9 protein-coding genes and 1 tRNA gene are annotated in these 8,908 nt (G+C 58.7%); 3 read left to right on the top strand and 7 right to left on the bottom strand.

Features of this window, described 5'->3' with window-relative positions; all coding sequences use genetic code 11:
• Positions 1–162: 162 nt before the first annotated feature.
• Both NKH35_RS27325 and NKH35_RS27330 read right to left on the bottom strand, forming a co-directional pair.
• Positions 163–486, bottom strand: coding sequence for a hypothetical protein (locus tag NKH35_RS27325; protein ID WP_023744152.1), 324 nt, complete (start codon positions 484–486; stop codon positions 163–165).
• A gap of 117 nt (positions 487–603) precedes the next feature.
• Complete coding sequence (locus NKH35_RS27330; protein WP_352917007.1) at positions 604–1,350, bottom strand: hypothetical protein; 747 nt, start codon at positions 1,348–1,350, stop codon at positions 604–606.
• A gap of 359 nt (positions 1,351–1,709) precedes the next feature.
• On the opposite strand from NKH35_RS27330, the gene NKH35_RS27335 reads away from it, so the two are divergent.
• Positions 1,710–1,799: transfer RNA gene (locus NKH35_RS27335), tRNA-Ser, on the top strand.
• Positions 1,800–1,887: 88 nt separating this feature from the next.
• Here NKH35_RS27335 and NKH35_RS27340 read toward each other — a convergent pair.
• Together NKH35_RS27340 and NKH35_RS27345 are read right to left on the bottom strand one after the other, a co-directional pair.
• Positions 1,888–2,571 (bottom strand): DUF8453 domain-containing protein, encoded by a 684-nt coding sequence (locus NKH35_RS27340; protein WP_352917009.1) that lies wholly within the window; start codon positions 2,569–2,571, stop codon positions 1,888–1,890.
• Positions 2,572–2,573: 2 nt separating this feature from the next.
• Positions 2,574–2,855 (bottom strand): hypothetical protein, encoded by a 282-nt coding sequence (locus NKH35_RS27345; protein WP_352917011.1) that lies wholly within the window; start codon positions 2,853–2,855, stop codon positions 2,574–2,576.
• 111 nt (positions 2,856–2,966) lie between these two features.
• Here NKH35_RS27345 and NKH35_RS27350 point away from each other — a divergent pair, with 111 nt between their 5' ends.
• Entirely contained in the window at positions 2,967–3,326 is a 360-nt protein-coding gene (locus NKH35_RS27350; protein WP_352917013.1) for a sunset domain-containing protein, read from the top strand.
• Between the two features lie 521 nt (positions 3,327–3,847).
• Here NKH35_RS27350 and NKH35_RS27355 read toward each other — a convergent pair.
• The 3 genes from NKH35_RS27355 to NKH35_RS27365 all read right to left on the bottom strand — a co-directional run bounded on the left by NKH35_RS27355 (position 3,848) and on the right by NKH35_RS27365 (position 6,697).
• Positions 3,848–5,098 (bottom strand): hypothetical protein, encoded by a 1,251-nt coding sequence (locus NKH35_RS27355; RefSeq protein ID WP_352917015.1) that lies wholly within the window; start codon positions 5,096–5,098, stop codon positions 3,848–3,850.
• Positions 5,099–5,288: 190 nt separating this feature from the next.
• A complete protein-coding gene (locus tag NKH35_RS27360; protein ID WP_352917017.1) occupies positions 5,289–5,747 on the bottom strand; it encodes a hypothetical protein in 459 nt (152 codons plus the stop codon).
• A gap of 275 nt (positions 5,748–6,022) precedes the next feature.
• Positions 6,023–6,697, bottom strand: coding sequence for a hypothetical protein (locus NKH35_RS27365; RefSeq protein WP_352917019.1), 675 nt, complete (start codon positions 6,695–6,697; stop codon positions 6,023–6,025).
• A 1,445-nt stretch (positions 6,698–8,142) separates the two neighbouring features.
• On the opposite strand from NKH35_RS27365, the gene NKH35_RS27370 reads away from it, so the two are divergent.
• Positions 8,143–8,709: a hypothetical protein gene (locus NKH35_RS27370; RefSeq protein WP_352917020.1), complete on the top strand. Its 567-nt coding sequence runs from the start codon at positions 8,143–8,145 to the stop codon at positions 8,707–8,709.
• Positions 8,710–8,908: the final 199 nt, after the last annotated feature.

The raw sequence follows: 8,908 nt of genomic DNA on the forward strand, positions 1-8,908 counted from the left end.
ACTCCCCTCCCGCTCTAGGCAATCTGGCACGGCCCGAAACAAAATTCACGCGGAATTTTGACCTTTTGGAAAAGCATGCCCCCCGTTGGAAAAACATGCCCAATGCGGTGACAGCTGTGGACGATTGCCGCGTTGTCGTCGCAAGTCCGCCGGCACAACCCATCAGCCCGGCGCGAATTCTCCGCCGCGCCGCCGGCGCCGGTAGCCGATCGCATAGAGGATGAAGGCAAGCACCGCGAACACGGCAAACCCCGGCTGGGCAAGCACCCAGGCGATGCCGCCATCCCATATCACCGGATTGACCTTGGCGCGCACGAAGGTCTCGAAGGCCGCGCGGGTGTCGGGCGAAACCGCCAGCCAGCTCGAATTCAGCGGCGTCATGACCAATGCGGAAGCCGCCACCGAGCGCGTCGCGTCGAGCACGGCCATGATGACGGCGACCGAGAGTGCGATCATGGCCGCGAGGCGAAACAAAAAACGCAACATCGAAAAATCTTCCCCGATCCTCAAGTTCCTCCCGAGGACCTTCCGGTCAAGGCGAGGAATAGAATGCGCACGCCCGGCGTGCAATCGCCATACGCGAATTTGAAGCCTATCGCCCGCCTATATGGAAACCTTTCGGCTCCGCCGATGGACGAGCCAGACGCCGAGGACGCCGCCGCCAATGGCCCCGACCACCAGCCCGGCAAGGCCGATGAACACCGCGAAGTAGCCGCAGCCGCCTTCGAAACAGCTGATGTCGGTGGCTTCGGCGATCCCCGCGCCGAGCGCGAAGCCGGCGACGGCGCCGACGACGGCGCCGAGGGTGATGCCGGCCAGCGCGGCGACGATCGAACTAAAGGCTGACGGTGCCTGCGCTTCCGGCCTTGCATAAAAGGCCTTGGCCTCGTCGCGGCGGCGCAGCAGGTAAACGCAAAACAGGCCGATGACGATTTCGGTGGCGGCGATCGCAAGCTCCCTGGCGGAGACGGTGAAATCGGGCACGGTCAGCGCATAGACCTGCTCGGCCAGCCGCCAGGCGATGGTGGTGATCTGCCAGATGGTGAAATGACGCGGAAAGCGCGCGGAACGGCTTAAGGCGAGGCCGAGCAGATAAAGCCCCCACACGATGGTGACGATGTCGAAGGCCAGTCCGCCAAGCACGAAATAGAAGACCCTGTCCGGTAGGCCGGAACTCTCGAACAGCCACCGAGCCGAGACCAGCCAGTAGACCGACCATGCCATCACGAAGAGGAGCCAGACCACGGGCACGAAGGACAGCCCGCTGTCCGGACGCCCTGCGGGCGTCAGCCCGCCTGGCATGCCTCCGGCCGGCGTTCCGCTGGCCGGCTGTTCATTGCTCGATGTCATGTCGGACGATGCCCCCCGCAAAGCCTCCGCCGCACTCGACAGGTGGCGAGGGGCGAAGTCAAGCGCGGCCGGCCCTGCCGCCTTGCCCGTGCACACCATTCAGAACCGAAGCGCCTTAGAAGCGGAGCCGTTCAACGCCCCGCGAAACGATGCATGGCCGGCAAAGCGAATAGACTGCCGTTATGGCTTGGCATTCGGCGCCGGATCGACTAGATGAGCCCCGCGCCTGTTTGATTGACGGGCGCCGGGAAGGGCATCCGCTGGTTGGCGGTGTCCATCAAGCGGGTCTTCCCGCAAATCCCAAAGGGATGCATCTCCCCAACCCGCGTGGCAAAACCGGCCGGCGCGAATGCAAGGACGGAGAGGTGGCCGAGTGGTTGAAGGCGCACGCCTGGAAAGTGTGTTTACGGGAGACCGTAACGCGGGTTCGAATCCCGCTCTCTCCGCCAGTTTCCTGATGCGCTTCTAAGATACTGAGAAAACTATATCTTTTAGATATCAGTTAAGGGGCGGTGCCCCACAGCGGTGCCCCAAAATTCACTCCTGGCTCTCACCTTCGTTTTTAGGTTTTCCGGGTTTCCTCTGAGGTTTTGTCTGCCTCTTGCGTAGCGCCTCCAAACGCTTCCGCTCCTTCTCACGGTCATCGCCGGAGTAGTTGTCCGTTTTGATTTTGTGGGACCCCCTCGCCACCCACTCCCAGTCTTCCCGGAGCTTTTTGAGTTGCTCCGCCATCTGGATAAACGGTGAGCGAGCACCCAAATGGCCGTAGCCCTCATAGTCCCCCATGGATAACTCGTAGCCAAGCGATTGGCGCTTGTGCTCGCTGGGGCGGTGCTTCCAACTGGTCGAGACTTGGTAGGTTTTGTCGTGGAAGAGTTCATGCTCCCCGACATAGCTTGATACCGACTGCCCTGGCTTCAGAACGCTTATGTGCCTCAGAGGTCGACCCTTGCTTCCATCCTTGTACTTCTCTAGCTCCGGGCTAAAAGCGACTGCAACATCATGAGCCGAGGCGTTTCCCGTGTTGGCGACGACAAGGTCAACATGGTTGATCGCCCATTGATTGGGCTCAAGGCTCGCCACAACGTGAGCCTGCGCTGTTGCTCGTGAGAGCCGCTTGGTCTCCAGTGCCAGCACCCAAGTGAAGATGCCAAGCGCCATGGTCGCCAAGGCGGTAATTGCCATGGACCACGTTTGGATGCTCGCAATCAGGTCGCCCATCGTCAGTTCCCAGCCCTGCGATTGAACTTCTTAACGGCATCGCTGTAGTCGGAGATAGACTGCTCGTTGGCGCTATTGTTGCAAGCGATGAAGGTCTCCACATCGGACTGGTAGTTCTTCATTTCTCGCTTGCATCGGTCGAATTCCCATTCGTCGTCAAAGCTTCCGTACCGCGAAGCGCAAGACGGGGCCGTGGGCTCGGTGCAGTTGTAGAATGCTAAAGCCGGAGTCGACCCGGTAAGAAGCGACGAGACCAGTATTCCAAGCGCGGCGAGTAAACGCATTGAATATTCCCCTACCCATCATTGGGAAGATGCCGATAACCGCCGCACGAGGCAATGGGGACTTATAGACTCCCGACAGACATAGGCACATTCTCCCGAGGGGGAGGGCCAATGGGCGAAGCAACTCGTATCAAGAGAAGGCGACGTAGACCCCTATGGCGCTCGCTGGTGGCAGCCCGCCTCCCAATAGCGTTGGCGCTCTTGGTTGGCTCCTCTGCCGCATACCTTGCGGTTGGCAACGAGCCCCGCCTTCCGACCGTGCACTCCGCCGGCTCATCGTCTAGCAGAGTCGCTTTCCACAAGCCCGGTTGCGACATCAAGGGCAACATTAATGAGTCGGGCGAGCATATCTACCATATGCCGGGCCAAGCGTACTATTTGGCTACCCGCGTAAACCCAGCCCGGGGAGAGCGGTGGTTCTGCTCGCAATGGGAAGCGTGGTGGGCAGGTTGGCGCAAGGCGAAGGTGTGATGCTTGCCCTATGTTATTGGTCTCGCTTGCACACGCCTCCCTCGAGTCTTGATGCTGTGGGCGCGGCATGCCACCCGCTAACCATTGCAGCACCATAGTCACCGCCCACGAAATCAAAAAAGACTTGGAGAGCACCGTTCTGGCAAGAAAACGAGCCATTCGGCATTAGACGCATATAATCGGAGAGAGCTTCGCACTCAGTCATGGCACCCCCAAAGTAGCCAGTTTTGACGAGATAGCTGCTGTACTTCAATGATGGGTCCGCTGTAGGCGTGCCCTGGCCAGCTCCAATCACCCAAACTTTGAACTTATGATCGGGCTCTTGAATGACCCTTGCTTCCAAGGACCGGTCCTCGAGCCTCATGATCTCGACAGCTTTTTGCGAAGTGCAGGAGTAGATCCCTTCGTAGAAGGGGTACTTATAGTACTCGTCCGCGCTCGCAGTGAATGGCAGAGCCGCCGAAAAAACCAGAAGCAACACGAAGCGCATACCCAAACCCCTCCCAAAACGAACATCCACGTTAGACTATTTTGGCGCTGACTGGGATGTCGACGCCGCACAAAGCGAGCGCGGTGGTTTGCATTATTGACTTGGCGCTTGGCGCCGAGGTCGACTGAACCATAATCCCATCATGCATCGGCAGGGCCGCTATCCCCATCCTCGCCAGCCGGAGCAAGACGGCAACCAAGATGTTGCTTTCGGTGAACATCAAGTCCAGCGCGATGTCCTTGCCGAAGAGTGGCACAAGGGCGGGGTGCTTAGACCCAATCGCTTCCGCCAATCTCCTCCCCGTCCATCCCACAGGTAGCTCGTCCTTTACGCCACTCGGCAGGCGGGTCATTTCGTTCGAAGATGACAGCATGGCCGCGAAGCCGGCCTTCACGCCAGCCCGGTGCTCCTCCAAGCCGGAGATGGCGTAGAGGTCACCCGCAGGTGGCTCAGCCCCTACCCGTGCATAGGCAAGCCTGGGGAACATGCTGGCGAAGTCGAGGTCAGCTATCGGCTCCCCATTGATGCGAAGGTCCGCTCTCAGTCCTCTCGGCAGGGACTCCCAGAAGCCACCGTAAAGCCTGCCATGAAGGTGGAAGGTATGCCGATCTCCGATGTGGCGGAGGGTGAAGCGCCGAGTCAGCTTGAAGCCCGCTTGGGGCTGGCCTTGAAGCTCTATGCGCTGGGTGGCGAGGAAGGTGTTGATCTCCTCCATCTCCCTCCGCAGCGAGCACGTCTCTGGGGTGTCCGCATAGTCCACCAGTTGATAGGGGAGCTTTCTGCCTACTGCATCACGGCCCATCCTTGCGGTCAGCCATATTGCCTCCTCCCCCTCTGCTCTCCCCACCTCCGCCACTGTTCCTTTGAGCAAGGCATCAAGCAACCGTCCGGCAGCCTCTATGCCTGTCCTACGCTTCTTGATGTGGGCTTGGTGCTTGATCACTAGACCCTCGGCAGCCATCGCATCTATGACGTGGGGCAGGTGCCCGAAGCCCTTACGGTCATAGCGGGACTGCGAGGTGTGGCGCAGGGGGATGGCTAGTCGGCTGTGCTCTGGGTGACCTAGATGCATTGCCGCTAGGTTGGCCACTAGGCAGGACACTATGTTGGTCACCCTCTCCACCTGCTCGGCACGGGGCTGCCTGATGCGGGCTTGAGGTCCCTTGGCGGTGGCTTGAAGCACCTGCTTGGTGATGGAGTCGGTGAGAGCTTTGAGGTGGGAGCCTGATGCCGTTGCCCAGGGATCAAACCAATGGTCGGAGGAGGAGAAGGGATCATCCATCAAAGCCACCAATCTCTAAGCTGGCCTCAAGGAGCCATTAAGCCGAATTGATGGAGATGGGGGCTAGGAAGATTAATCTCTTTAAGGGCACCACCACGGGCCGCGATAAGGGGAATGGGGGGAGCTAAGCGTTGAACATGCGCGTCCCCACCGTGCTCAATGTGATCACACGATAAAGTGGCCGCGAATTTCATTTCTGCTGGCCTCGGTGTGACGGATGCGGGCCGCACTTGGTGACTTTCAGTTGAATGATTTCCGACACGGCTGCGGCAACCAGCGGATCGACAACCTTGCCCATAGCCTCTCCGATTTTTCGCAACACAAGACCTGCGGAGCGAGGGTAGGCGTGAATCTCAATAGGCACATCCGCGCCCTTTGGATTCCACATCTGCCAGCGCCGATGAGTGCCGCTTGCTAGCCGATGAGCAACCTTGGCAGCCTGCACGATCTGGAACTCGCGTGTCCTATGGCTTCCGAAGTCGTCTTCGATAAGGGCCGCCACAGCGACATAGATGGCCACCAGCCTGCTTGCTGGTACCTCTGCCTCACTCAGCCGGGCGAATGCAATCCGCGCCCTGGTGGCTGCACTGAGGCCCCGCAGATTCATTGCAGCTTCGGCCCTGCCGGACCCAGCAAGAAGATAATCCATCTCTCTTATCGCGATGCCCACGGCGCTGCCTGTATGTTGAGCGGCCAGCCAACGAGATGCGGCATCAAGATACGGCTTCAATTCGGCCGCACGATAAGTCCCATGCCAAGGGCTTCCGTTTCGCGACCTTCGTTGAGCATGATAGCGGCACAGATATCTGGATAGTCCATTGCCCTGTGAAAGCATCGAGGGGCGGCCACACCCCGGGATGGAACAAGGCTCGCTTCCCGATTCACCACCTTGCCGGATTCGGTTTGCAGGATGGTTGTTTGATCTCATTTCTTGGCAGCTCTTCCCTTACGACGAGCAGGGCTGCGCCTCCTTGAGATTAATAGTTGCTGATCAACTTCGCCTTCAACAGCTTCAAATGGCGACCTGTCTAAACGTTTTGCCTTTGGTGGTTTGGCGGAGGAACGCAAACCGTCCTCACCTAGCCGGTCGAACTGCTTTATCCCCTCCCCTTTAGCGTCTTCTCGCAGTGATTCGAACACGGCATCGTCCAACGCAAACTCCACGGATACCCGCAGGCTCTTCGCGGCTATAAGCGTTAATAGCTTGCTCCAAAACTCCTGCCCTGCCATCGGCTTGCCGCTGGTTCTGAGGAACCCGCTGCTATACGCCTCCGCCATTTCTTTCTGCCGCACCTTAACCAGCACTACGGAGCCCGCCGGAACCATTTCGCACACGCCAGCAATGCCCATAATCGTTCCTTCCCATTCGCGACGATTTGCGTTTCTGCTAGCGATGAAGTCCCGATCGACTAGCTCTCCGGTGCCTGATTTACGAATTTCCCATCCTGATACGGTAACTCCAGACGACCCCACGAAGACAGGGAAGCAGGGTCCAACAGCCCAAGCGAAATATCCCGGTTCTGATGTTCCTTCGGGCGAAGGACCTGCCTCGTATTTCGATGACGGGTCTGGATCGCAGTAGTTAAAGGGCTTGTTCATGTCCTATCCTTCTTCTTCTTGGTTACAGGACCTGTTTAGCTAAACTTTATGGCCCGTCGTGGGAACAGCCATTTGTGGCCGAAATGCCGCAAATCCCGTTTAAACCATAGCTTCGCGCCACGCGGATGCCAGTGACCCGGCTCCCGCGCGGATGTTGCAATTCCTTTCCCCTTGAATCATGGTGCTTGCTGAGCGCTCACGCGGCGTTCCGGGGTGTGGAAACCCTGAGTTCAAACATGGTGCCGAACACATCGGTGCCGATCCTCGACTTTTTGGTCGGGGAGCCTGTGGCGCATGTCCAGGTTCTCCGGAACTAAAGGCCGCAGGAACCGGAACTCGGTTTTCCAACTCCCCGATCATGGGGTCACGAGGAGGCTGCTTGCGGGGGCGAACCGCAGGCCACTGCCTTCAGGGGGAAGCCATATGTCCTCAAGAGAATTGCCGCGAACAGTCAGCGCCGAACTATCCGACCGCTACCGCACGTTCCGAGGGAGGGAGCCGGCAGCATGGCTAGCGGAGTTCCAAGAGGCGGGCTGGCCCGACCTAGCATCAGCAGCCGTGACGAGTTTTCTCATGGGAGCACGCCCGGTTCCTCCAAGTTGGAAGGAGGAGATGATGCCGTCTCAGTCTAAGCAGGCAGAGGCAGTCACGTCCGGTGCCACGGCAACGATTGCCAACCAAATCGCCAGCTTGGGACCACGGCCAACAAATGGCTATTTTTCTGAGGACGAACCACGCCCGAAAAAGATGCTGATAAGAATAGTTTATGCCGCTCTGGCGCTCGTACTCACGGTCGTGGTGCTCCGCGCAGTCGGCAAGATGGAGTATCGCTGGTCAGTCAATCACTACTGCATGTCGGGGCCGGCCTCGCGATGTCCAGACTATCCCCGCAACCCCGGGAAATTCTCGTACGAGATTGATCCTAACGTGCATGCGCGGCCCTAGTCTCTGGCTGCTCCATGTCCGGGACTCCGCCACCCACAAAGAGCGTCGTGGGCCTCCGTATTCGCCCAGCGAGGGGTTGGCATCACGCGACATGACGCCGGCATGCTTTGTCGCCAGGCCCTTCGCGGTCCGTATTGCCCGCTCCTCGATCTGTTGCTCGGCAGGCCTAAAGCCAAGTTTGGGCGAGGGCGAGGATTTGAGTCTCCAACTCGCAGTTAATAGGCCATGAGCGCCTTCCCGATCTCAATGGGGCTCTCGTAGCGGGCGATGAACTTCTCCGCTTCGGCGTGCAGTTGGTCTTGGATTCGGCATCTCGCGAATCATGGCCGTTTGGTTCCTCTTACCGCAGCGCCGAGCCGTGAGCGCGTCTAGGCGGCTTGCCGAAATACGGACGGTGCGGCGGGTGGTGTGGAGGGACGAAGATCGGTAGGGCAATTCTCGGCTCTCGCTTGGACATCGGGGACCATTGCGATAATCTTCGGGGTCTTGGGGGAGGCAAAATGTCGAAATTCGTTGTGGCAACCGCAATGGCGGTAGCTCTATTCAGTTGGGCGGCATTAGCCTATGGCGAGGATGCGTCGCGAGAGAAATGCACGTGTGATGCCAAACCGGGGCTCGTTCAAGACAATGGTGCCTGGATAGACAATGCGACTGCCTGCTGGTCGTCGGTAGATGCTCAGCGAGAGTGGTGCCAAATGGCAGTGCAGGCGATTGAGGGCGACGCAAGACACGAGACTATTATCAATGAGCTTATTCAGGCGAAGGACGATCCAGCAAACCTGATCGCTGTGCTGCGGACCCAGGCTGAAAGGTCGACTACCGCAGATGATAAGCAAGGGGACATCACCAAAGCTAGGGAAGATCTTCCGGCCGTGATGAAGCGTTTTGATAAACTGACGGCAGTTTGCGTTGGAGAGTTTCTGAAGCACACGAAAGACAACGGCGATTTTGATCCGATTGAGGACGGTGCGTTCGCGTGTCACATCGGGAAAGAGACAGGCTGGCTGCGGATGTCGTACAAAGTCGGTGAAGTCGAGTTCGTCTTCATGATTGCTCCTCATGCGTGAGGACGAAGAGCCTCTGCTCACAAGGCTATGGCGGCTTGTCCGCTCTGACATTCCAGGGGTCCGCCAGGGACTGATCGGAACAGCCTTAGTGGCTCTCGGCGTATTAGGGTCCGGACCCATAAACCGCTTTCATTGATGCGGCTGCCGTGATTCAAGGTCACCGACTGGAGGCTTCGATGGATCGGGACTATTTCTGGCT

Source organism: Mesorhizobium sp. M1143, assembly GCF_040318435.1.
In the GTDB taxonomy this organism is placed as follows: domain Bacteria; phylum Pseudomonadota; class Alphaproteobacteria; order Rhizobiales; family Rhizobiaceae; genus Mesorhizobium.

Excerpts from the sequence above, each read along its gene's own strand:
- NKH35_RS27365 (WP_352917019.1), bottom strand. The coding sequence starts at position 6,697 with ATGAACAAGCCCTTTAACTACTGCGATCCAGACCCGTCATCGAAATAC.
- NKH35_RS27355 (WP_352917015.1), bottom strand. The coding sequence starts at position 5,098 with ATGGATGATCCCTTCTCCTCCTCCGACCATTGGTTTGATCCCTGGGCA.
- NKH35_RS27325 (WP_023744152.1), bottom strand. The coding sequence starts at position 486 with ATGTTGCGTTTTTTGTTTCGCCTCGCGGCCATGATCGCACTCTCGGTC.
- NKH35_RS27350 (WP_352917013.1), top strand. The coding sequence starts at position 2,967 with ATGGGCGAAGCAACTCGTATCAAGAGAAGGCGACGTAGACCCCTATGG.
- NKH35_RS27340 (WP_352917009.1), bottom strand. The coding sequence starts at position 2,571 with ATGGGCGACCTGATTGCGAGCATCCAAACGTGGTCCATGGCAATTACC.
- NKH35_RS27345 (WP_352917011.1), bottom strand. The coding sequence starts at position 2,855 with ATGCGTTTACTCGCCGCGCTTGGAATACTGGTCTCGTCGCTTCTTACC.
- NKH35_RS27330 (WP_352917007.1), bottom strand. The coding sequence starts at position 1,350 with ATGACATCGAGCAATGAACAGCCGGCCAGCGGAACGCCGGCCGGAGGC.
- NKH35_RS27370 (WP_352917020.1), top strand. The coding sequence starts at position 8,143 with ATGTCGAAATTCGTTGTGGCAACCGCAATGGCGGTAGCTCTATTCAGT.
- NKH35_RS27360 (WP_352917017.1), bottom strand. The coding sequence starts at position 5,747 with ATGGATTATCTTCTTGCTGGGTCCGGCAGGGCCGAAGCTGCAATGAAT.